The following is a 21,184-nucleotide window of genomic DNA, read 5'->3' as shown; positions in this document are numbered from 1 at the left end:
ACGCTTAGCCTTTTCCACCCTGGCCCGGAAGTCGGAGTTTTTTGGACCCCGAACACGAAGATTCAGAGCCAAAACCGTTCTCTTCTATTTCGCCTCGGCGAGCAACAGTTGCGCCCGAACGGCTCCCCGTGGTCAAGCCTGCCGCTTCGGGTTAGCGTCCGCGCCGTGGAAACGCCCCTGCCCGATGACTCGGCCTTAGCGCGCCTCTTCGCCCGCGAGCGGCAAGCCGGGGCGGCGGCCTGGTTTTCGCTGCCCGGCGGCGCGACCCTGTTCGAACCTGGCGAGGACGCCGACCAACTCTATTTCCTGAAGACCGGCCGCCTCGGCGCCTTCCGCCGCGAGGAGGGCCAGGAGCCGCAGTTCCTGGGCGTCATCCGCCCTGGCGAGCCCGCTGGCGAGATGGCCCTGGTCGGCGGCACCGCCCATTCGGCCAACATGGTGGCCCTGCGCGACAGCGAGGTGCTGTCCCTGCGCCGCGAGGACTTCTTCGCGGCGGCCGAGAGCGACCCGACCGTGATGCTGGAGCTGTCGCGGCTGATGATCCGCCGCGCCCGCCAGGCCCAGACCCACGCCGCGATCGGCGACCCGTCGGTGTTCGGCTTCATCGCCGTCGAGCCCGGCGCAGCGATCCGGCCGGTCGTCGAGCGCCTGGCCCGCTGCATCGAGACCCTGGGCTACTCCGTCACCGTCGAGGGCGGCGAATCCCTGCTGGCCCCGACCGAGTGGTTCGGCAATGTCGAGCGCGAACACGACTTCGTCCTCTATGTCGCCGAGGCCGACGAGACGGCCTGGAAGCATGTCGTCGGCCGGCAGGTCGATCGATTGTTCCGGGTCGGGCGCGGCGAGCGCGTTCCGCCGGCCAGCATCCCGAGCTATGCGTCGGGTCCGTTGCAGGCTCAGCGGCTGGTCGACCTGATCCTGCTGCAGTCCGCCGGCCTTTCGCGCCCTAGCGGTTCGGAAGCCTGGATGGCGGCGACCCAGGCCGCGCGTCTGTTCCACCTGCGCGAGAACGGCATGGCCGACCTGCAACGGCTGGCGCGGGTGCTGACGGGACAGTCCGTGGGCCTGGTGCTCTCTGGCGGCGGGGCGCGCGCCTACGCCCACATCGGCGCGATCCAGGCGATGCGCGAGCGCGGCATCCCGATCGACTTCGTCGGCGGCGCCTCGATGGGCGCGATCGTGGCGGCCGGCATCGCCATGGGCTGGGACGACGGCGAGCTGGAGGCCCGCATACACAAGGCCTTCGTCGACACCAGCCCGCTGGACGACATCGCCTTTCCGATGATCGCCATGACCCGCGGCGAGAAGGTCAGGGCGCGGCTGGACGAGCATTTCGGCGCGGTCGACATCAGCGACCTGTGGCTGCCGTTCTTCTGCGTCTCGTCGAACCTGACCTCGGGCGCTTACCACCTGCATCGCACCGGCGATCTGCAAAACGCCCTGCGGGCGACGATCTCCCTGCCCGGCGTGCTGCCTCCCGCGACCGAGAACGGGGCGGTGCTGGTCGACGGGGCGGTGATGAAGAACTTCCCGGCCGACGTGATGCGGTCGTTCCAGCTCGGCCCGATCGTCGGCGTCGACGTCACGCGCGGCCGCAGCATCACCGCCGAGGACATCGTCGCGCCGCCGTCGCTATGGAACTGGATCACCTCGGGCGAATGGCGCAAGGGCCCGCCGATCGTGGCCCTGCTGATGCGCGCGGCGACGGTGACCACCGGCCGAGATCTAGCCGCCGCCCGCGAGGCCACCGACGTCCTGATCACCCCGAAGCTGGAAGGCGTCGACATCCGCGACTGGCGCGCCTTCGAGCCCGCCGTCAAGGCCGGCTATGTCGCCGCCAGCTTCGCGTTGGAAGGACTGCACATGGCCGTAACGGAGCTGAGGCGGCGACCGAGCCTCGCGGAGCGCCGGGCCGGCGTCACCCCTTCCGCGCGACGATGAACAGCCGCTTGAACGGAAACAGCGTCACGCCGTCCTCGCGGCGCGGATAGTCTCGGGCCAACCGCGCGCGCCAGGCGTCCAGGAACGGCTTCTTCTCGTCGTCCGGCAGAGCATCGAGATAGGGCCGCAGGGTCGTGCCCATGGTCCAGTCGACGATGGGGTCCTGACCGTGCAGCGCGTGCAGGTAGGTGGTGGTCCAGATGTCGATCTCGGGGCAGTACGGCGCCAGCCAGGCAAAGTAGTCCTGAGGCTCATGGGCGGCGCGCACGCCCTCAACGCCGCGGAGGCGCCTGGCCCAGGGACCGTCGGCGGCGATCTCCAGCAGGGTCGCGCGCCAGCCCAGCCCCTCGACCACCGGCATCTGGCAGGCCAGGGCGCCGCCGGGCGTCAGGGCCCGCGCCAGGCGCGGGATCAGCTCTGCGTGGTCGTCGACCCACTGCAGGGCGGCGTTGGTGAAGATCAGGTCGGCCGGAGCATCGGGCGAGAAGCCGCCGATCTCACCCAGCACCCACTCGACGCGGGTCGGCAAGGCCTTGGCCCGTTCCAGCATCTCCGGACTGGAATCCAGGCCCCTCACCCGCGCGGCCGGATGGCGCGCCGCCAGCAGCGCCGCCTGTTCACCGAGGCCGCAGCCCAGGTCCCAGATCTCGCGCGGATCAAGGTCGCGGGGAATGGCGGTCAGCAGGTCCAGAGCGGGCCGCTCGCGATAGCGGCGATAGAGGGCGTAGACATCCGGATCCCAGGTGGTCATGCGAGCTTTCTCCCCCTGCGACAATCCGCGCTGATGCAACCTGACTCTTTGTGAAGAATTCTTCTCATAGGCGAAGATTCATCATACGGTCCGAGTCAGGTCTCCGACAGAGGGACTACTAGGGAAGGATTCACGCGGAATGCCCACGCACATACGTCTTGTCCCGAGCGGCCCTTCGGCGCCGTCTCCCGGTGTTCGTCGCTTCAATTTCAACCGCCCTCTGGCGATCGGCGCGGCCCTTGTGCTTTGGGCGGCCATCCTGGTGGGCCTACGCCTTCTGGCGGTCTGATCGCCTGCGACGTCGCGTCGCGCACGGTTTCCTCTTTTCAATCGTGCGATCAGACCCCATGTTTCTGTTGTGTTGTTCAACCAACTGAAAGGAGGTGACCAGTGTCTCATTGTCTCCAACCGCGGTCGCAAGTCGTGACCTGGAGCCTTAAGAGTGAGGTCTCCGCCTAGGCGTTGAGCGCCCAAGGTTTCTAAGTCACGCGCTGCGAGAGCGGCCACGACGATGGAGGGCCGTCCCGGGTAACTGGGGCGGCCCTTTTCAATTGCGGCTTTAGAGCTGCCCTAGGCCCCGATCAGCTCGCGGCCGATCAGGAAGCGGCGGATCTCGTTGGTGCCCGCGCCGATGTCGTAGAGCTTGGCGTCGCGCAGCAGGCGTTCCACCGGCCATTCCTTGGTGTAGCCCGCGCCGCCCAGAGCCTGAATGGCCTCCAGCGACACCTTCACCGCGTTCTCGCTGGCCATCAGGATCGCGCCGGCCGCGTCGAAGCGGGTGGTCTTGCCCGCGTCGCAGGCCCGCGCCACCGCGTAGACATAGGCCCGGGCCGAGTTCAGGGCCACGTACATGTCGGCGATCTTGCCTTGCATCAGCTGGAACGAGCCGATCGCCTGGCCGAACTGCTTGCGGTCGCGGACATAGGGCAGGACGATGTCGAGACAGGCCTGCATGATGCCCAGCGGCCCGGCCGAGAGCACCGCGCGCTCGTAGTCGAGACCGCTCATCAGCACCCCGACCCCGCCGCCCACAGGGCCCATGATGTTCTCTTCCGGGATCTCGCAGTCTTCGAACACCAGCTCGGCGGTGTCGGACCCGCGCATGCCCATCTTGTCCAGCTTCTTGGAGACGCTGAAGCCCTTCATGCCCTTCTCGACGATGAAGGCGGTGATGCCGCGGCTGCCTTCCCCCGTCTTGGCGTAGACCACCAGGGTGTCGGCGTGCGGGGCGTTGGTGATCCAGAACTTCGTGCCATTGAGAACGTAGCGGTCGCCGACCTGCTCGGCGCGCAACTTCATCGAGACGACGTCCGAGCCCGAACCGGCCTCGCTCATGGCCAGCGATCCGAGGTGCTCGCCGCTGATCAGCTTGGGCAGGTAGCGCTGCTTCTGGTCCGGCGTGGCCCAGCGGCGGATCTGATTGACGCAGAGATTCGAGTGGGCGCCGTACGACAGCCCCACCGAGGCCGAGGCGCGGGAGATCTCTTCCATGGCGATCACGTGTTCGAGATAGCCGAGACCCAAACCGCCGAATTCCTCCTCGACCGTGATGCCGTGCAGGCCCAGGTCGCCCATCGGGACCCACAGCTCGCGCGGGAAGACGTTGGTCTCGTCGATATTGGCGGCCAGCGGCGCGATCTTGTCGGCGGCGAAGCGGGCGGTGGTTTCACGGATCGCGTCGGCCGTCTCGCCCAGCGCGAAATCCATCGAGGGTGCGAAATTGGTCATCATGGCTGCTCCCATAGCACGAACGCCCGCGGATCCTGAGACCCGCGGGCGTTCTTGCTCACCTTCCCCGAGGGAAGCAAAGAAAACTATTCTTCGTCGGCGACGTCCGGACCGGCCAGGCGGCGCAGCAGCAGGTAGGCCGCGACCACGAAACAGATCGCACCGATCATGCTAGCGCCATAGCCGAACAGCTTAACGCCGCTGTCCGAGCCGGCGGCCACCGTCAGGATCCAAAGCACGCCGCCGCCGAACAGGGCCAGGCCCAGAATGCCCAGGCTGACCAGCAGGCTGAGATTGCCGAAGCGCGGCTGCTCGGTCTCGACAAACGGCACATCCATGGCGCCCAGAGAGACCTCGTCACTGGTCGAGAAGCCGCCCAGATTGAACACCGACGGACCGGCCGCCGGCGCGCCGAACAGGGTCGGCTCGCTGGAGAACGCTTTCGGGGCCGGGGCGAAGGCTTCGACCGGCTGAGGCCTTTCGACCTCTTCGACCGGCTGCGGCGTCAGGCGGAACGGGGTGAACTCGACCGGAGCGGCAGGCTCGACAGGCTCGACCGGGGTCGTCGTCGTCGCATCTTGGAACAGGACCGGGGCCGGTTCGGTCACGGCCGGCTGGACCGGGGCCGATTGCACGGGCGCTGGCGGCTCGGGCAGGCCCAGGTCGTCCTGGCGCACGACCGGCTTGGTGGTCGTGACGGCCGACGGCGCGTCGGACAGGATGGCTTCCAGGCGCGCGCTGACGGCGGCGGCCGACTGCTCGRTGGCGCTGGGACCGTCCTCTTCCGGGACAACCACGTTCAGCGGCAGGCCTTCCTCGCGCTCGGTGACGACACGGTCGCCCTCGGTGCGGGTGTTGACGGCCATCGGCGTCTGCTTCGGGATCGCGCAGCTGGCGTCGTAGTCGACCTTGGGGCGCAGCACCGGGCTGGGCGCGGGCACCCACTCGCCATTGGCCGGCGTCAGGAACAGGGTCTTCTCGGCCGAGCGGCGGCGGACCAGGGCGTCGATGACGATCCGCTCGCCCTCGAAATCGGCCTTGCGCCACATCTCCATCGCGCACGCCGCTTGCAGCAGCGAGCCTTCGTTGATCCGGCGCAGCACGCCCGAGCGGAGGAAGTTGTCGAGACCGATGTTGAAGGCGAAGCAGACCAGCGCGTCGAACTGGTTCTGGTTCAGCGGCGTATAGGTGTGCTCGTTGACCGAGTGCGCGACCGAGATCAGGTCGTACAAGAGCAGGGCCTCGGCGTCCTTTTCCGAGACGGAGGCGCCCTCGCGAGCGGTCAGGGTGTGGCCATAGCCGACCGTCCAGCGCCCATCGAGGAGCTGCGCGGCCTTCTGACGGTAGCCTTCGAATCTCTTGATGAGATCGACGACCGTCCGGGTGACCTGATGACGCGGTTTCATCGCCTAGTTGACCCAGTTTGAAACAGACGCGGATGCGTTCGTCTGTCCCGGCGCAAGGTCGGCGCCAGTTTCCCCTATTGCCGCCGTAAACGCGTCAGTGCAGCAGCAGGGCCGCGATCAGCAGCACCGCGAAGAAACCGGTGAAGTCGGTCAGGAAGGTCACGAAGATCGACGACGACACCGCCGGGTCGCGTCCCATCTTCTCCAGGGCCAGCGGCGCCAGGATGCCGCCCAGGGCGGCGGTGAAGATGTTGGCGATCAGCGCCGCGCCGACGATGATCGCCAGCTTGCCGTGATGGTCCTTGGCGCCGAAGAACAGATAGGTCGCCGTCCCCATCACCAGGGCCAGGCACAGGCCGTTGACCAGGCCGACGAGCAGCTCGCGCATCACGATGCGGCGGGCGTTGGCGGTGGTCAGCTCCTTGCTGGACAGCGCGCGGACGGCGACGGCCAGGGTCTGGGTGCCGGCGTTGCCGCCCAGCGACGAGACGATCGGCATCAGGATGGCCAGGGCCACAAGTTGGGCGATCTCGGCCTGGAAGATGGCGACGCCGCTGACCGCCAGGGTGGCGGTGGCCAGGTTCAGCATCAGCCACGGCAGGCGCGATTTGACGATCTCGATGACCGAGGCGTCGCGGCCCGCGTCGGACACGCCGGCCAGGGCCAGGATGTCCTCCTGGGCCTCGTCGCGGATGACCTCGACGATGTCGTCGACGGTGATCTGGCCCACCAGCCGGCCGCCCGGCTCGATCACCGGGGCGCTGATCAGGTGGTACTTGTCGAAGATGTAGGCGACCTCTTCCTGGTCCATCGCCACGTCGATTTCGGTGACCGCCTCCATCAACTCGGCCAGCGGCGTCTCGCGGCGGCTGCGCAGCAGGATGCTGATCGGGATCGCGCCCACCGGCTTGAAGGTCGGATCGACCACATAGACGTCGAAGAACAGCTCCGGCAGTTGGTCGCCCGCCTCGCGGACGTGGTCAATCGTCTGGCCGACGGTCCAGAACTCCGGCGCGGCCAGGAACTCGCGCTGCATCAGGCGGCCGGCGGTCTCGTCCTCGTACGACAGGGTCGTCTCGATGGCGGCGCGGTCGATCTCGCCCATGGCGGCCAAGACCTGGAAGCGCTTGGTGTCGTCCAGGTCGTCGATGACGTCGGCGGCGTCGTCGGTGTCCAGTTCCTCCAGCGCCCGAGCCAGGGTGACCGACGGGGTCGCCTCCAGCACCTCCTCGCGGATGTTGTCCTCCAGCTCCGAGATGATCTCGCCCAGCGCCTCGGGATCGAGCAGCGGGATGATCTCTTCGCGATAGTCGGCGGTCAGGAAGCCCATCAGGTCGGCGACGTCGGCCGGGTCCAGGGCGCCCACCAGCTCGCGCAGACGCTTGGTGTCGCCACTGTCGGCGGCGTCGACCACCATCTCGACATATTCGGGATTGAGGGCGTAGTCGTCGCCAAGGGCGAGATCTTCCAGCTCCTCGGGAGTCTCGGATTTGGGCAGTGGGATCTGGGCCAGCGGGATGTCGTCCAGCACGTCGTCGGTCAGTTCGGCGGTGTCCCGGGTCATGGGGGCCTCCTGAGCTCTAGGCTGGTTTCGTAAGGCTGGGTCCGTGAAGCGCGCTTGGGGCGAAACCAAGGCCAGAAACGATTAGAGCGCCCCTAGCGAGTCGGAAACCGATTTCGCCGGGAGCGCTCTATTCCGTGTTCAACACTGGTGCGGTCGAGAAGACTCGAACTTCCACATCTTGCGATACAGCGACCTCAACGCTGCGCGTCTACCAATTCCGCCACGACCGCTCGTGGTGAGGGGCGGCAGGTAGCAAACTGAATCGGATTTGGGAAGTCGGAAGTTCGCTATGAGCGAAGTTCCAGCCCGCGGCTTCTTAGGTCCCGCCGGCCATGTAGTCGTAGACGTCGGCCGCGCGGGTCACCTGGATGGCGATGCGGTCGTCGGTGATCTGGATTTCGCCGCGCGCGATCGGGTGGTTGTTGGCCAGGATCCACACTTCGTCATTGGTCTTGGCGTCCAGCGGGATCACCGCGCCGCGGCCCATGCGCAGCAGTTGCTGCATGGGCAGGATCGAGCGCCCCAGCAGGACGGAGATCTCGACATTGACGGCGTTGACCTGGCTCACGAAGTAGGGCCCCTGAAACTGACTAAAACGACCGACCGGGTCGCCACGTCTCGATTGCAAGATTAAGGCCGTATGCTTGCTCTCCCGTTAAACCCTGAAAATGCTGGGCTTCCGACCATGAGGCGCGATGACGCCGCGCCGACGGGGTGGGCGGTTTCGACCGAGCGCGTCCCCTACCCGGCAGCCGTTGCCGCCATGGAGGCCCGCGCCGCCGCCATCGCCGACGGAATGGCGGGCGAGTTGGTCTGGCTGCTAGAGCATCCGCCGCTCTATACGGCCGGCGTCTCAGCCAAGAACGGCGACCTGATCGAGCCCAACCGCTTCCCCGTGTTCGAGAGCGGGCGCGGCGGCCAGTTCACCTATCACGGCCCCGGCCAGCGGGTGGCCTATGTGATGCTGGACCTGACCAAGCGCGGCCGCGACGTGCGCGCCTTCGTGGCGGCGCTGGAGGCCTGGATCATCGACGCCTTGGCGGCCTTCAACGTCACCGGCGAGCTGCGCGATGGCCGGGTCGGTGTTTGGGTCGAGCGCAAGGGCCCGGGCTGGAGCCGCGAGGACAAGATCGCCGCCATCGGCGTCAAGCTGCGAAAATGGGTCAGCTTCCACGGGATCAGCTTGAACGTGGAGCCGGACCTTGGCCACTTCTCAGGCATTGTTCCCTGCGGCCAGACCGAGCACGGCGTGACCAGCCTGGTCGACCTGGGCCTGCCGGTGACCATGGACGAGGCCGACGCGGCTTTGCGGGCGAGTTTCCAGAAGGTGTTCGGGCCGGTCGAGGATACGGCGGCGCCGGTTTAGATCGAAACCGCCTTCAACGGGTTGGCCCCATAGCGGTTCGCGCCCTGCTCGCCGCCCATGACGCCCAGCTCGACGATCGCCCAGACGAGCACCAGCGAGAACAGGAAATCCAGGAAGTGCTCGGGCTGCGGCCAGACCGCGACCACCGCCACCAGGATCAGCAGCGCCCACCAGCCCGAACGGCCGCGGTCGTGCAGGCGTTTGGACAGCACACAGGCGCCCGAGAACAGCAGCGCCGGATAGACCAGCCAGCCGGTCAGCCAGTGCAGCGTATAGCCGGCGATGGCTTCATAGAGCACCGCCACGCCGACCAGGACACCGGCCGCGATCAGGAACGGCGTGCGCGACAGCCTGCCGTTCGACGACAGGAACAGTTCCGCCCATTCGCTACGATCGCTCATGCCCGCCCTTGCAGCCTTACGAGTCGGCCGCGCGCCGACAGGCCCAATCTAGAGCCTGAGCCCTGCCGGAGAAAGAGCTGCCTCAGTCGAAGGTGTTGGCCACCTCGGCGCCGACGCCCTGATGCCCCTTAGGCGAGGAACCGTAGCGGTTCGGGCCCTTGGTCCCGTCGATCAGGCCATAGTCGATGAACAGGTAGATGATCACCGGGAACATCAGAAGCGCGACCACGCCGCCGGCCACCATCTGGCCCGCGCCGGTCAAGGCGGTGGAGACCTCGGCCACAACATAGATGATCGCCAGCAGGACGCCGGTGAACAGGGCCGAGCGGTTGCGATCATGTCCGCGCTTGATGGCGATCGCCGCCGAGGGCCAGAGGAAGAGTAGGTCCAGGCCGATACGCAACGGCATCACCATTGACGCCTCCCTCACCCCCATGCCCAGGGCGGCGCTGGCGGCCAGCAGAACCACGAAACGCACGACCCCGACGCCGATACTTGCGATCCAGTATTCGGAGCGCCGAAACCGGCCGTCGAAACCGAACAGGCCGTCTATCAGGAACTGATTCTTCTTCGCCATCCGGTCAAGTTAGCGGCTCGACCGGAGGTGGCAAGCGCGAGCTTCAATCGAAAGCCGCGGCCACATCCTGGCTCTCGGCGCCGATCCCCTTCGGTGAAGGCCCATAGCGGTTGGGTCCCTGCGTTCCGTCGATAAAACCGTAGTCGATGGCCAGGAATCCGAAACACCCCAGTATGACGACCAGGCAAACGACCGAAAGCGCCGGAGCATCACGGTACTGCGTCGCCGCGATGATAATGGCGGCCACCAAACCTGCCACCAGAATGCCAATACTGAACAGGGCCGGACGGTTACGGTCGTGCCCCCGCTTCACCAACAGCGCCAGGGTGGGCCACAGGAACAACAGTTCGGCGACCCCGCTGGCGAAGCCACCGTCCTTGATCTCGATCTGACCGATTGCGGCCGCCAGAATGACGGTCAGCACCGCCTTGACGATGCCCAGGGCGAAGCTTGTCACCCAATAGTGTGAGCGCCGAAGGCGGCCGTTGAAGCTGAGCAGGCTGGGGGTCGAGATCCGAAAGGTGTTCGCCATGCGCCGAGGCTAGAGACTTTACCGCAGATTGCAAAATGCCGCGACGAGTTCTCAGTCGAAGACTTGGGCCACGGACACATCCGGTCCTCCTATCCCTTTGGGCGAGGAACCGTACCGGTTTGGCCCCTTCGTGCCGTCGAGGCAGAATATGACCACGAAAAAGGCGAGGCTGATCAGAGAGGATAGACCACTCATGATCGAGGCCATCGATCCAGACAGCGCCAAGTGAGGCTTTAGCTCCAGATAGAAGGTTGGCGCCCACATCAAGGCCGCCCACCAGCCCGACAGGTTACGATCATGAAGCCGTGTCACGGTAACGGCGGTGCTCGGCCAAGCTGTCAGCAAGAGCATCGGCCAGGTTAGCCGTGTATCCATGAAGGCCCAGCCCGCCACGCCGGTGACGAGACTCCGGAAAGATAACCCTACGACAAGGAGACCGACCATGATTAGCCATAGGTCCCTTCGCCTAAGGCGCCCTTGAAAACTAAGCAGTTTCTCCGTGAAATCCACGACGCCTCCTACGCGAACTCCACCAACACCTCGTCGGCCGCGACCGGGTCGCCGCCCTTGGCGTTGACGGCTTTGACGACGCCGTCGCGCTCGGCGCGGATGATGTTCTGCATCTTCATGGCCTCGAGCACGCAGACCACCTCGCCCTCGCGGACCTGCTGGCCTGTGGTGACGTCCATCGAGACCACCAGGCCCGGCATCGGCGACAGCACCAGCTTGGAGGTGTCGGCGGCCTGCTTCTCCGGCAGCTTGTCGTGCAAGTCGGCGCTGCGCGGGGTCAGGACCAGCACCCGAGCCTTGGTCGCTCGATGGCGGATGTCGAAGCCCTCGGCGGCTGGCGCGACCTGGACCGTGAAGGCCTTGCCGCCCAGAGCCCCTCTGAACACCGGCTTGCCGGGACGCCAGTCGATGTCGGTCAGCGACAGGACGCGGCCCTCGTCCAGCATCTCGACGGTGACGTCGCCCTCCCCGCTCACCTTCACCCGGCGCTTGGTGTGGCCGACGGCGACCACCCATTCGGCGCGCGGCGCGCCGGCCAGGCCGTTGGCGTAGGAGCGCGCGCGGGCGGCGTAGACCCGCTGCATGGCCGCGCCGACGGCGGTCAGGATGTCTAGCTGTTCGGCCGTAGGCTGCGTGCCGGCGAAGCCGTCGGGAAACTCGTCCTTGATGTAGTTGGTCGAGATCTTGCCGGACCGGAACCGCTCCTGGTCCATCACCGCGGCCAGGAACGGGATGTTCTGGCCCAGGCCCTCGATGTGGAAATCCTCCAGCGCCCGGCCCATGCCGTCGATGGCCGCCAGCCGTGTCGGCGCCCAAGCGCAGAGCTTGGAGATCATCGGGTCGTAGTACATCGAGATCTCGTCGCCCTCGCGGACGCCGGCGTCGTTGCGGATGACATAACCTTCCCGCTGTCCCTCCTCCGGAGGGGCGTAGCGCACCAGCCGGCCGATGCTGGGCAGGAACTTGCGGTAGGGATCCTCGGCATAGATGCGGCTCTCGATGGCCCAGCCGTTGATCTTCAGGTCGGCCTGGCCGAACGCCATCTTTTCCCCAGCGGCCGAGCGGATCATCTGCTCGACCAAATCGAGGCCCGTGATCAGCTCGGTGACCGGGTGCTCGACCTGCAGGCGGGTGTTCATCTCCAGGAAGAAGAAGCTCTTGTCCTGGCCGGCCACGAACTCGACCGTGCCGGCGCTGTCGTAGTTCACCGCCTTGGCCAGGGCCACGGCCTGGGCGCCCATGGCCTGGCGGGTCGCCTCGTCCAATAGAGGCGACGGCGCCTCCTCGATGACCTTCTGGTTGCGGCGCTGGATCGAGCACTCGCGCTCGAACAGGTGGACGACGTTGCCGTGCTTGTCGCCCAGCACCTGGATCTCGATGTGGCGCGGGCTCTCGATGAACTTCTCGATGAAGATCCGGTCGTCGCCGAAGCTGGCCTTGGCCTCGGCCCGCACGGCCGGGAAGCCTTCCTCGACGTCCTGGCGGTTCCAAGCCACGCGGATGCCCTTGCCGCCGCCGCCGGCCGAGGCCTTGATCATCACGGGGTAGCCGACCTGCTCGGAGATGGTCACCGCATGGGCCGTGTCAGCGATCTCGCCGATATGGCCGGGCACGCAGGACACGCCGGCCTTCTCGGCGAACTTCTTGCTCTCGATCTTGTCGCCCATGGCCGAGATGGCGCCGGGATTGGGACCGATGAACACGATCCCCTCGTCGGCGCAGCGCTGGGCGAAGCTGGCGTTCTCGGACAGGAAGCCGAAACCCGGGTGCACGGCCTGGGCGCCGGTCTGCTTGCAGGCGGCGATGATCTTATCGGCGACGAGATAGCTCTGGGCGGCCGGCGAAGCCCCGATGTGCACCGTCTCGTCGGCCATCTCGACGGCCAGGCTGCCCGCGTCGGCGTCCGAATAGACGACCACCGTCTTGATCCCCAGCCGGCGGCAGGTCTTGATCACCCGCACAGCGATCTCGCCCCGATTGGCGATCAGGATCTTCGTGAACATCGGCAACTTCCGCCCATCGTTTTTGTGCTTTGCAGCATGGCCTATCAGGCCTTCGCGGGTTTGCAAGCATGCCCTTACGGCGCTACACCAACCCCTAGGCATGACACCGGTTACCACGAGTAAGGTCCGAGATGTCCGCCATCGGGAGGAGACAGTCCATATGAAGGCGATTTTCCTTGGGTCGGCCTGCGCGCTGATCCTGGCCAACGCGGCCGTCGGGGCCCAAAGCAGCCCATTGGCTTCGGAGCCGGCCCTGCTGTTCAAGGCCTCGGGCGACAAGGGCCTGGTGGCGGACCTCGCCGCCGGCGACCCGGTCCCCAACTTCGCCGACAAGGTCACGCCGATCGACAACGGCAAGGCGGGCAAGGGCTTCCACGCCGAGGACGACGGCGTCGTCTCCTGGAACGCCCCCGGCAACATCCAGGCCCAGCGCGGCACGCTGTCGTTCTTCTGGCGCTCGGGCTATCCGGTCGGGGTCGCCCCGTTCGTGATCTTCCGCGTCGGCTATGCCGACCACTCCAGCTGGGACATGGCGTTCCTGCGCATCGACTGGAACGGCCACGGCTTCGACGCCTTTGTCACCGACAACGGCCTCTCGCGCACCCGCGCGTCGTTCAAGCTGGACAAGAACCCGGCCGCCGACGCCTGGACCCACCYGGCCTTCACCTGGGACGAGACGACCGGCGTCCAGCTGTTCGTCGACGGCAAGCTGGCGGCCAAGACCGAAACCAAGGCGGTCTATGACGCCGGTCTCGACCAGTTCGGCGTCGCCGGCCGCGTGATCGCCCCGCACCAGGTGCAGAGCCGCTATAACTTCACCCGTGGCGGCGATCTGGACGAGCTGCGTGTCTACGACCGTCCGCTGGCCCCCGACACGATCGCCGCCCTGGCCCGCAACGAGACGCCGGCCGCCACCGCGCCGGTGGCGACCCTGGACGATCAGGCCGTCCACGCCGCCTGGAAGCAGCGCTACGGCTGGAACAAGGACCTGCCGCCGCTCCTCGCCGACGCCCAGACCACGATCCGCAAGGTCGAGTTCGCCGACGCCAAGGACCTCAAGCAATGGATGTGGAAGGGCACGGACGGCATCCAGGAGACCACCTGGCCCGGCGTCTACAACCGCTCGCGCCTGCCCGGCCGTGACGACTACTTCCAGCTGCCCGACTGGAACGTCTATGTCGACGGCGGCAAGGCCCTGACGCTGGTTCTGCCCGACGAGCCGGCGAACCGGATCGAGATCCAAGGCCCGGCCTATGGCGACCTGTCGTGGGCCGCCAAAGCGGGCGACAAGGGCGCCAGCGTCGGGACCCGCGCCAAGGATCAGGAACGCACGGTCAACACCCTGGCCCAGCCGCTGAAGGGCGGCGTCCTGACCTTCACCAACGTGGCGCAGGAGACCCCGATCCAGGAGATCTGGGCCTATAACGTGACCGCCGGCGCCGAGCCGAAGGACGCGTTCAAGATGAGCTACACGGTCCGCGCCGACGTGGCGCCGGACTATCTCAATCTGGCCAACCTCAACGCCTATATCGCCGGCCGTCATCCGGCGGGCGAGCGCGCCACCGTCGTAGCCATCCCGGAAGGCGCGCCCACGCGTCCGCGGTCGGCCAGCGACCTCGCCGCCAAGGGCCTGCCGATCGTGCACGTGCTGATCCCGTCGGGGTTCGGCGACGCCCCCGCCGCCAAGCCCCTGGCCCGCAACTGGGCCTATGGCTGGGAGAACGCCCGCGACGGCCTGGACGGCGTCGCCATCGACATCCCCGCTTTGCCCGGCGCCTCTGGGACCACGATCCCGCTGAACATCCAGGTCAAGGACCCGATCTGGCCGGGCCGGAACATGATCGACGTCAGCGTCTCGGTGAAGGCCGGCGAGGCCCGCACCCTATGGCTGGACATGCGCGACCGCATCCTGACGCCTGACAGCCTGTACCTGACCATCGCCGCCGACAGCACCGAGTTCGGCCCCAAGGCCCTGGACGGCGCCAAGATCCGTCTCGTCCTGAAAGACCGCGACAAGGCCAAGGCCGAGCACATCGCCGATCGCCTGAACCAGGTGAAGGACAACTGGGCCTTCCTGGTCGAGGAGCACACCACCTCCAAGCGCCAGGGCCTGTATCGCCGCCTCTATGCCGACATCTCGGACCTGCTGAAGGTGGATCCCGACAACCAGATCGGCCGGGAGTACTGGGGCGACATCACCTATGGCAGCCAGGGCTGGCCAGCTTTCGACCAACCCAAGCCCACCGACGCCACGCCGCTGTGGGCCTTCCGCCAGCTCGAGGACTTGAAGTTGGTCACCAAGTTCGTCGACTGGTGGATCGACGAGCGCCAGGCCGACTACGGGGACTTCGGCGGTGGCCTGTCGGACGACAGCGACCTGCTGCAGCAGTGGCCGGGCCTAGCCCTGATGGGCGTACAGCCGGACAAGATCACGACCTCGCTGAACCGCCTCACCGACGCCGTTTACAAGAACGGCATGTTCACCGACGGCCTGTCGACCATCGTGACCGACGAACTGCACGCCTATGAGGAAGGCATCAACTCCAACGCCGAGGCGATGTACGTCAACTACGGCGATCCTCTGGCGGTCGAGCGGCTGTTCACGACGGTGAAGGCCCTGCCCCGCGTGGTCGACAAGAACCCAGCCGGCCACGTCCACTTCAACACCAACTGGTACAGCGGCAAGATCTCGTACCGTGAAGGCCCGTGGGAGTGGCAGAAGCCGTATTCGTTCGGCGTCACCCATCCCTCCATCCTGATCGCCGACTACAACGGCGACCCGACCGCCCGCGCGACGGTCATCGGCCTGGCCGATGGCTATCTGGCCCACGTGGCCAAGGACGGCTCGTACCCCAACGAGATCAACTGGCGCAGCGACGCCGAGCGCGGCGGCACGGTGCTGCAAGGCTCGGGCGCGGACGGTCCGTTCCAGGTGTTCTGGGCCGCCTATCGCCTGACCGGCGACAAGAAGTACCTGGCCCCGATCACCTGGCGGATCTCCAAGAACGGCATCAAGTCGCTGGGCAGCATCAACGAGAACGCCCTGACGGCCATGAACCTGGGCGAACCCAACAAGGACGCGATCGTCAAGCTGGCGGCCAAGGGCGGCGCGCTCGAGCGCTACGCGGCCTGGAGCCTGACGGGCGACAAGAAGTATCTTGAGGCTCTCTATGCCGACGAGATCCAGTTCAACGCCCAGCACATGTACATGCACACCGAGGGCCATTGGTGGTCCGACCGCGTCGAGTTGCCGTCCGACATCCTGCAACGCTCGCGCCTTGGCGGCATCGCCAACAAACGCGGCCAGATGACGCCGGGCCACGTCGTCTCGTGGCGCTTCGACAACGCCGACGGCGCGGATGTGGCGCTGCTGGTCAAGGACGCTGCCAAGACTGGCTTCAAGGTCGTCGCCTACAACACCACCGACAAGCCGGTGAGCGCGACCATGACCGGCTGGAACGTCGCGCCGGGCCAGTGGAGCCTTAGCCAGGGCTCCGACGCCAACGGCGACGACGCGATCGACGGTTCCGGCGAGACCCGCGCGCTACCGTTCGAGCGCAGCCTTGGAACCAAGGTCACCCTGGCCCCGCGCCAGACCACGGTCATCGACATGAAGCTGGTCACGGCCGGCGACGATCCGGCCAAGCGCGCCGACCTTGGCGTCGGGCGCGGCGACGTGACGGTGAAGGGCTCGGCGGTCACCGCCAAGGTCCACAGCTTGGGCGCCCAGGACGCGGCGGCGGCCAGGCTTGAGCTCGTCGACGCCTCGGGCAAGGTCCTGAACAGCGCCGCTATTCCAGCCCTCAAGGCGCCGCTGGACTTGCTGCCCAAGACCGCTTCGGTGAAGCTGAAGATCCCGGCGGGCGTGAAGGCCTCGGGCCTGCGGGTCCGCATTGTTTCCACCCAGCCCCAGAACACCGCTCTGAACGACGAGGTCGTGCTGCCATGAGAAACTCTCTCGCCCTGATCGCCGCCGGCCTCGTCCTGACCGGCGGCCCGGCCTTGGCCCAGACGGCGGCCCCCGCGCCGACGCCAGCGCYCGCGCCAGCCTATTCCAGCCGCGTGGTCACCTTGGCCGAGGCCAAGACGGTGGCCGCCGCCGCCGAGGCCGAAGCGCGCAAGAACGGCTGGACCATGGTCATCGTCATCCTGGAGTCGAACGGCCAGCAGGTGTTCGCCGAAAAGATGGACGGCACACAGTACGGCTCGAACGAGGTGGCGCTGAAGAAGGCCCACACCTCGGCCAACTTCCGCCGCCCCTCATCCTACTTCCAGGACGCGGTGAAGGCCGGAACGCTGAATTCGATCTTCACCGGCGCGACCGCGGTCGAGGGCGGCGAGCTGCTGCTGGTTGACGGCAAGATCGTCGGCTCGATCGGCGTCTCCGGCGGCACCGGCGCCCAGGACGGAATCGTGGCGCGCGCGGGCGCCGCCACACTCAAATAACTCTTCAACCGACCACCCCGGCGAAAGCCGGGGCCCAGATCGAACCCACGAGCACCTGGAATGCTGGCGCAGTCCGTAGGCGCGAACACCAAAGCCGCTCCGGATGAATCTGGGTCCCGGCCTTCGCCGGGAAGGTCGGATGTTTGGGGTGGGCCTTATCGCTCTGAAAACTCTTTCGCGAACATCGCCTCGTAGCCCGCGATCATCTCTTCCTGTTCGGGGGCGATCAGGCGCGCGACGGCCGCGGCGAAGGTCACCGGGGCCAGGCCCGAAGCGCTGACCAGCTTGCCGTCGGTCACCGCCTTGGCGCTGTCGACATAGTGCTCCGTGCCCGCATAGCCGGGTGTGACGCCCTCCAGCCAGTCCTTGCCGTTCGAGGTGTGCTTGCGCCCCTCGAACAGACCCGCGCGGGCCAGGGCCGTGGTTCCGGCGCAGATGCCCGCTACGACCTTGCCGTCGGCGAAGGCCTGGCGGATCAGCGCCGTGACCGCCGGCGTCTCGCCCTTCGACCATTCGTCGCTGCCGATCAGGATGTAGACGTCGGCGTCGCTCAGCACCGGATCGTCGAAGCGATAGTCGGCCGCGGCCAACACGCCGCCGATCGAGGTCTCCGGATCGCCGGTCGGCGTCGCCACCTCGATCTGCACTTTCACATACTCGCGCAGCAGGGCCAGCACCGCGCCAGCCTCCCAATCGGCCCAGCCTGGTTGGAAAAAGGCGACGGCGACGGTCATGGACGACTCCTGGCTCTCTACCGGATCAACGCCTTAGCGCTTACATTAGCGTTCATGACAGACGCAGCCATCCTTTCAACCGTCGGCTTCGATCTCACGCCGCCGACCGAGCCCGAACGCGAACGCCTGGAGGCCGACCTGACGGCCGAGGAGGCGCGGGTTCTCCTGCATCACGGCACCGAGGCCCCGTTCTGCGGCGGCCTGCTGGGCGAGAAGAGCCCCGGCGTCTATTGCTGCCGCCTCTGCGGCCTGCCGCTGTTCAAGCACGAGACCAAGTTCGAAAGCGGCACCGGCTGGCCCAGCTTCTACGCGCCGTTCGCCGAGGACCACGTGGTCGGCGTGCGCGACGACTCGTACGGCATGGCTCGCATCGAGACCCGTTGCGCCCGTTGCGACAGCCACCAGGGCCATGTCTTCCCGGACGGGCCGGCGCCGACGCGGCTGCGCTACTGCATCAACTCGGTGTCGCTGCAGTTCGTGAAGGCCGGCGATCCCCTGCCCGATCCGTTGCATCGCGGCGATCGGATCGGCTGAGCGCGCCGGAAACACCGGTCTCGCCTCAGCTTTTCTGAATTCCTATCCAGTTGATATGAATTGAGCAGGCCGGCGGGCCGGGCCTATCTGCGGCTCGACGCCTTGAAGCCCTTAGAGTTCGCATGATGACCCCCGCTCCGTACGCCTCCGAAACGCGTCGCTCGGATCGCGACGATCCGCCGATCCTGATCGTGCCGGGCCTCTACAACTCCGGCCCCGACCATTGGCAGAGCCATTGGGAGCGTGAGCTGCCTGGCGCCGAGCGCGTCGACCAGCAGGACTGGGAGCGCCCGCTGCTGGGCGACTGGACGATCAGCTTGGCCGAGGCGGTGCGGCAGCGGCCCGGCGCGATCCTGGTCGCCCACAGCCTGGGCTGCGCCCTCGTCGCCCATTTCGCCCAGGTGACGGGCGGACGCGGGGTCGGCGGGGCGATGCTGGTGGCGCCGGCCGACGTCAATCGCGAGGGCCCGGCCGGTCGCCTGCTGGTGGGGTTCTCGCCGATCCCCCGCCAGCGCCTGCCGTTCCCCAGCCTGGTCGTGGCCAGCCGCGACGACCCCTATGTCGAGATCGACCGCGCCCAGGCCTTCGCCCGCGGCTGGGGCTCGGAGTTCGTCGACCTGGGCCGCGCGGGGCACATCAACGTCGAGTCAGGCCATGGGCCTTGGGTGAAGGGACGCGGGCTGCTGCGTAGTCTGATCCACCGGGTAGAGGCAGCACAGCGCCTCTAGAAGGCGGTGTCCAGGGCCACCGGGGCCCAGACCTCCAGGTCGGCCAGCAGCTTCTGCGCATGGGTGCGGACCATGTCGACCGCATCGGCGCCTAGTTGCAGGCGCAGCGGCGTGACCTCGGCGGCCAGGGCCTTGGCGATGGCCGGGCCCGCCTTGGCCGGGTCGCCAGGCTGGGTGTCGTGCATGGCGTGGGCGAAGTCCCGGGTGGGGCCGACCGTCCCGGCATAGGCGTCGTTGGCCGGCATGTGGCGCATGGCGCCGCCGGCCAAGTTGGTGCGGAAAGAACCGGGCTCGACGATCAGCACCTTGACCCCGAACGGCGCCATCTCGGCCGCCAGCGCCTCCGAGATCCCTTCGAGCGCGAACTTGCTGGCGCTATAGGCCCCGAAGCCCGGCATCGACAGCTGGCCGCCCAGGCTGGAGATATTGACGATCGCGCCGGCCCGCTGGGCGCGGAAGGTCGGCAGGGCCGCCTGGGTCACGGCCACCGCGCCGAAGAAGTTGGTTTCCATCTGGGCGCGCAGTTCGTCCATCGGCGTCTCCTCGACCGCCCCGACCACGCCGTAGCCGGCATTGTTGATCAGCACGTCGATGCGGCCGAAACGGGCCACGGCGGCCTTGATCGCGATCTCGGCGTCGCCGGGCTTGGTGACGTCCAGGGGCTGGACCAGCACCTGGTCGGGAGCCTCGGCGGCGATGGCGGCGAGCTTGTCGACGCTGCGGGCGGCGGCGACGACCTCGTGGCCTTGCTTCAGGGCGTAGCGCGCGAAGGCCTCGCCGAAACCGCTTGAAGCGCCGGTGATGAACCAGACTTGCTCGGACATGGTGTTCTCCTTCGAAACGTGGGGCGCAACGCCGTTGTTCGGAAGATGCATCAAGCTGCCCGGGACGATAATTCTGCTCATATCGCTTAGATTATGCGATATGATCGCATAATGGATCGCGACCTTCTGCTGCACCTGCCCGTCGTCGCCTGCGTGGCGCGTCGCAAGAGCTTCGCCGCCGCCGCGGCCGAGCTCGATCTCAGCGCCTCGGCGGTCAGCCACGCGGTGCGCCTTGTTGAGACGCGCCTGAAGACGCCGATCTTCGCCCGCACGACCCGCAGCGTCGCCCTGACGGAGGCGGGCCAACGGTTCCTCGACCAGACGGCGCCGGCCCTCGATCAGATCCGTGACGCGTTCGAGACCACCCTGGCCCTTCGCGGCCAGGTCACCGGCACGCTGCGGATCAACGCTCCGCGCATCGCCTTCCCGCTGGTGCTGACCGATCTTCTGGCCGCTTCGGCCGTCCGCCATCCGGAGCTGACCGTCGAGGTCGTCAGCCAGGACGCCTCGATCGACATCGTCGCCGAGGGCTACGACGCCGGCGTGCGACTGGGCGAGATGATCGCCGAGGACATGGTCGCCGTGCGCCTGACCCCGCCGCTGCGGGCGATCATGGTCGCCTCGCCAGCCTATCTGGGTCGCGCGGGCGAACCTCGCGCCCTGGCGGATCTGCAGCATCACGCCTGCATCGGCTATCGCCAGCTGGCCTCGGGCGCCGCCTATGCCTGGGATCTCAGCGAGAACGGGCGCGACGTCGCTCTTTCCGTGCGCGGCCCCGCCCGCGTCACCGACTCGATGGCGGCGCTGGACCTGGCCATGGCCGGCGTCGGCGTCGCCTATCTGTTCGAGCCTATCGCACGCCGCGCCCTGGCCGCCGGCCAGGTGCGCCAGGTCCTGCCGACCAGCGCCATCGAAGAGCCCGGGCTCTTCCTCTACTTCCCACGCCGCGCCGCCGAAGCGCCCAAGCTGCGGGCCTTCATCGACCTGGCCCGCGCGCGGCTGGCCAGTCAGGTCTCGATCTGAAGAAGAGAGAGTTGGTGCGGGCGGTCGGGGTCGAACCGACACTCCTTTCGGAACCGGATTTTGAGTCCGGCGCGTCTACCAGTTTCACCACGCCCGCGTGCTTCGCCTTCGCGAAG

At 67.3% G+C, this 21,184-nt stretch carries 19 protein-coding genes, 2 tRNA genes and 1 pseudogene; 8 read left to right on the top strand and 14 right to left on the bottom strand.

The annotated features are described in order from the left end of the window. Positions 1 to 165 precede the first annotated feature (165 nt). Positions 166 to 1,941 carry a patatin-like phospholipase family protein gene (locus tag AC1DSO_RS14655; protein ID WP_477069508.1) on the top strand — a complete coding sequence of 592 codons (1,776 nt, stop codon included), beginning with the start codon at positions 166 to 168 and terminating at the stop codon, positions 1,939 to 1,941. On the opposite strand, the gene AC1DSO_RS14650 is transcribed toward AC1DSO_RS14655, so the two are convergent. Further along, positions 1,919 to 2,692, bottom strand: coding sequence for a methyltransferase domain-containing protein (locus AC1DSO_RS14650; protein WP_477069507.1), 774 nt, complete (start codon positions 2,690 to 2,692; stop codon positions 1,919 to 1,921). The genes AC1DSO_RS14655 and AC1DSO_RS14650 overlap by 23 nt on opposite strands. A 373-nt stretch (positions 2,693 to 3,065) precedes the next feature. Between AC1DSO_RS14650 and AC1DSO_RS14645 the strand changes: the two are divergent. Beyond that, a pseudogene (locus AC1DSO_RS14645) lies at positions 3,066 to 3,151 on the top strand (hypothetical protein). Between the two features lie 111 nt (positions 3,152 to 3,262). Here AC1DSO_RS14645 and AC1DSO_RS14640 read toward each other — a convergent pair. The 5 genes from AC1DSO_RS14640 to AC1DSO_RS14620 all read right to left on the bottom strand — a co-directional run bounded on the left by AC1DSO_RS14640 (position 3,263) and on the right by AC1DSO_RS14620 (position 8,018). Then, entirely contained in the window at positions 3,263 to 4,423 is a 1,161-nt protein-coding gene (locus AC1DSO_RS14640) for an isovaleryl-CoA dehydrogenase (protein ID WP_477069506.1), read from the bottom strand. 83 nt (positions 4,424 to 4,506) lie between these two features. Beyond that, positions 4,507 to 5,826 (bottom strand): lysozyme-family localization factor SpmX, encoded by a 1,320-nt coding sequence (gene spmX, locus AC1DSO_RS14635; protein ID WP_477069505.1) that lies wholly within the window; start codon positions 5,824 to 5,826, stop codon positions 4,507 to 4,509. A gap of 94 nt (positions 5,827 to 5,920) precedes the next feature. Further along, positions 5,921 to 7,390: a magnesium transporter gene (gene mgtE / locus AC1DSO_RS14630; protein ID WP_056045590.1), complete on the bottom strand. Its 1,470-nt coding sequence runs from the start codon at positions 7,388 to 7,390 to the stop codon at positions 5,921 to 5,923. 145 nt (positions 7,391 to 7,535) lie between these two features. Further along, positions 7,536 to 7,620: transfer RNA gene (locus AC1DSO_RS14625), tRNA-Leu, on the bottom strand. A gap of 86 nt (positions 7,621 to 7,706) precedes the next feature. Further along, positions 7,707 to 8,018 (bottom strand): FliM/FliN family flagellar motor switch protein, encoded by a 312-nt coding sequence (locus AC1DSO_RS14620; RefSeq protein ID WP_477069504.1) that lies wholly within the window; start codon positions 8,016 to 8,018, stop codon positions 7,707 to 7,709. Between the two features lie 12 nt (positions 8,019 to 8,030). Between AC1DSO_RS14620 and lipB the strand changes: the two genes are divergently transcribed. Then, positions 8,031 to 8,756: a lipoyl(octanoyl) transferase LipB gene (gene lipB, locus AC1DSO_RS14615; RefSeq protein ID WP_477069503.1), complete on the top strand. Its 726-nt coding sequence runs from the start codon at positions 8,031 to 8,033 to the stop codon at positions 8,754 to 8,756. On the opposite strand, the gene AC1DSO_RS14610 is transcribed toward lipB, so the two are convergent. The 5 genes from AC1DSO_RS14610 to AC1DSO_RS14590 all read right to left on the bottom strand — a co-directional run bounded on the left by AC1DSO_RS14610 (position 8,753) and on the right by AC1DSO_RS14590 (position 12,779). Further along, positions 8,753 to 9,157 carry a DUF805 domain-containing protein gene (locus AC1DSO_RS14610; RefSeq protein ID WP_477069502.1) on the bottom strand — a complete coding sequence of 135 codons (405 nt, stop codon included), beginning with the start codon at positions 9,155 to 9,157 and terminating at the stop codon, positions 8,753 to 8,755. The two genes, lipB and AC1DSO_RS14610, sit on opposite strands and share 4 nt — an antisense overlap. 82 nt (positions 9,158 to 9,239) lie before the next feature. After that, a complete protein-coding gene (locus tag AC1DSO_RS14605) occupies positions 9,240 to 9,734 on the bottom strand; it encodes a DUF805 domain-containing protein (RefSeq protein WP_477069501.1) in 495 nt (164 codons plus the stop codon). Between the two features lie 43 nt (positions 9,735 to 9,777). Further along, complete coding sequence (locus tag AC1DSO_RS14600; RefSeq protein ID WP_477069500.1) at positions 9,778 to 10,266, bottom strand: DUF805 domain-containing protein; 489 nt, start codon at positions 10,264 to 10,266, stop codon at positions 9,778 to 9,780. 51 nt (positions 10,267 to 10,317) lie between these two features. Further along, entirely contained in the window at positions 10,318 to 10,776 is a 459-nt protein-coding gene (locus AC1DSO_RS14595) for a DUF805 domain-containing protein (RefSeq protein WP_477069499.1), read from the bottom strand. An 8-nt stretch (positions 10,777 to 10,784) separates the two neighbouring features. Then, on the bottom strand, positions 10,785 to 12,779 hold the full coding sequence (locus AC1DSO_RS14590) for an acetyl-CoA carboxylase biotin carboxylase subunit (RefSeq protein WP_477069498.1): 1,995 nt from the start codon (positions 12,777 to 12,779) through the stop codon (positions 10,785 to 10,787). Between the two features lie 22 nt (positions 12,780 to 12,801). Between AC1DSO_RS14590 and AC1DSO_RS14585 the strand changes: the two genes are divergently transcribed. Further along, positions 12,802 to 16,728 (top strand): LamG-like jellyroll fold domain-containing protein, encoded by a 3,927-nt coding sequence (locus tag AC1DSO_RS14585; protein ID WP_477069517.1) that lies wholly within the window; start codon positions 12,802 to 12,804, stop codon positions 16,726 to 16,728. Next, positions 16,725 to 17,225, top strand: coding sequence for a GlcG/HbpS family heme-binding protein (locus AC1DSO_RS14580; protein ID WP_477069497.1), 501 nt, complete (start codon positions 16,725 to 16,727; stop codon positions 17,223 to 17,225). Before AC1DSO_RS14585 ends, AC1DSO_RS14580 begins: the two co-directional genes overlap by 4 nt. Positions 17,226 to 17,380: 155 nt before the next feature. Here the strand turns inward: AC1DSO_RS14580 and AC1DSO_RS14575 are convergent, their stop codons facing one another. After that, the gene (locus AC1DSO_RS14575; RefSeq protein ID WP_477069496.1) at positions 17,381 to 17,959 is read right to left on the bottom strand and encodes a type 1 glutamine amidotransferase family protein; all 579 of its coding nucleotides are present in this window, start codon (positions 17,957 to 17,959) and stop codon (positions 17,381 to 17,383) included. A 54-nt stretch (positions 17,960 to 18,013) separates the two neighbouring features. Between AC1DSO_RS14575 and msrB the strand changes: the two genes are divergently transcribed. After that, entirely contained in the window at positions 18,014 to 18,493 is a 480-nt protein-coding gene (gene msrB, locus AC1DSO_RS14570) for a peptide-methionine (R)-S-oxide reductase MsrB (protein ID WP_477069495.1), read from the top strand. A 125-nt stretch (positions 18,494 to 18,618) separates the two neighbouring features. Further along, positions 18,619 to 19,221, top strand: coding sequence for an alpha/beta hydrolase (locus AC1DSO_RS14565; protein WP_477069516.1), 603 nt, complete (start codon positions 18,619 to 18,621; stop codon positions 19,219 to 19,221). On the opposite strand, the gene AC1DSO_RS14560 is transcribed toward AC1DSO_RS14565, so the two are convergent. Continuing rightward, positions 19,218 to 20,045, bottom strand: a complete 828-nt coding sequence (locus tag AC1DSO_RS14560; protein ID WP_477069494.1) for an oxidoreductase — start codon at positions 20,043 to 20,045, stop codon at positions 19,218 to 19,220. The two genes, AC1DSO_RS14565 and AC1DSO_RS14560, sit on opposite strands and share 4 nt — an antisense overlap. Positions 20,046 to 20,156: 111 nt before the next feature. Between AC1DSO_RS14560 and AC1DSO_RS14555 the strand changes: the two genes are divergently transcribed. Further along, positions 20,157 to 21,068 (top strand): LysR family transcriptional regulator, encoded by a 912-nt coding sequence (locus AC1DSO_RS14555; protein ID WP_477069493.1) that lies wholly within the window; start codon positions 20,157 to 20,159, stop codon positions 21,066 to 21,068. Positions 21,069 to 21,080: 12 nt separating this feature from the next. Here AC1DSO_RS14555 and AC1DSO_RS14550 read toward each other — a convergent pair. Beyond that, positions 21,081 to 21,165, bottom strand: a tRNA-Leu gene (locus tag AC1DSO_RS14550). Positions 21,166 to 21,184 lie beyond the last annotated feature (19 nt).

The organism is Caulobacter sp. P4_E5, from assembly GCF_056401555.1.
This window is presented reverse-complemented; position numbering and strand designations above follow the sequence as displayed.

Coding starts and splice junctions, on each gene's coding strand:
- AC1DSO_RS14650 (WP_477069507.1), bottom strand. CDS start 2,692: ATGACCACCTGGGATCCGGATGTCTACGCCCTCTATCGCCGCTATCGC.
- AC1DSO_RS14640 (WP_477069506.1), bottom strand. CDS start 4,423: ATGATGACCAATTTCGCACCCTCGATGGATTTCGCGCTGGGCGAGACG.
- mgtE (WP_056045590.1), bottom strand. CDS start 7,390: ATGACCCGGGACACCGCCGAACTGACCGACGACGTGCTGGACGACATC.
- lipB (WP_477069503.1), top strand. CDS start 8,031: ATGCTTGCTCTCCCGTTAAACCCTGAAAATGCTGGGCTTCCGACCATG.
- AC1DSO_RS14610 (WP_477069502.1), bottom strand. CDS start 9,157: ATGAGCGATCGTAGCGAATGGGCGGAACTGTTCCTGTCGTCGAACGGC.
- AC1DSO_RS14605 (WP_477069501.1), bottom strand. CDS start 9,734: ATGGCGAAGAAGAATCAGTTCCTGATAGACGGCCTGTTCGGTTTCGAC.
- AC1DSO_RS14600 (WP_477069500.1), bottom strand. CDS start 10,266: ATGGCGAACACCTTTCGGATCTCGACCCCCAGCCTGCTCAGCTTCAAC.
- AC1DSO_RS14590 (WP_477069498.1), bottom strand. CDS start 12,779: ATGTTCACGAAGATCCTGATCGCCAATCGGGGCGAGATCGCTGTGCGG.
- AC1DSO_RS14575 (WP_477069496.1), bottom strand. CDS start 17,959: ATGACCGTCGCCGTCGCCTTTTTCCAACCAGGCTGGGCCGATTGGGAG.
- msrB (WP_477069495.1), top strand. CDS start 18,014: ATGACAGACGCAGCCATCCTTTCAACCGTCGGCTTCGATCTCACGCCG.
- AC1DSO_RS14565 (WP_477069516.1), top strand. CDS start 18,619: ATGACCCCCGCTCCGTACGCCTCCGAAACGCGTCGCTCGGATCGCGAC.
- AC1DSO_RS14560 (WP_477069494.1), bottom strand. CDS start 20,045: ATGTCCGAGCAAGTCTGGTTCATCACCGGCGCTTCAAGCGGTTTCGGC.
- AC1DSO_RS14555 (WP_477069493.1), top strand. CDS start 20,157: ATGGATCGCGACCTTCTGCTGCACCTGCCCGTCGTCGCCTGCGTGGCG.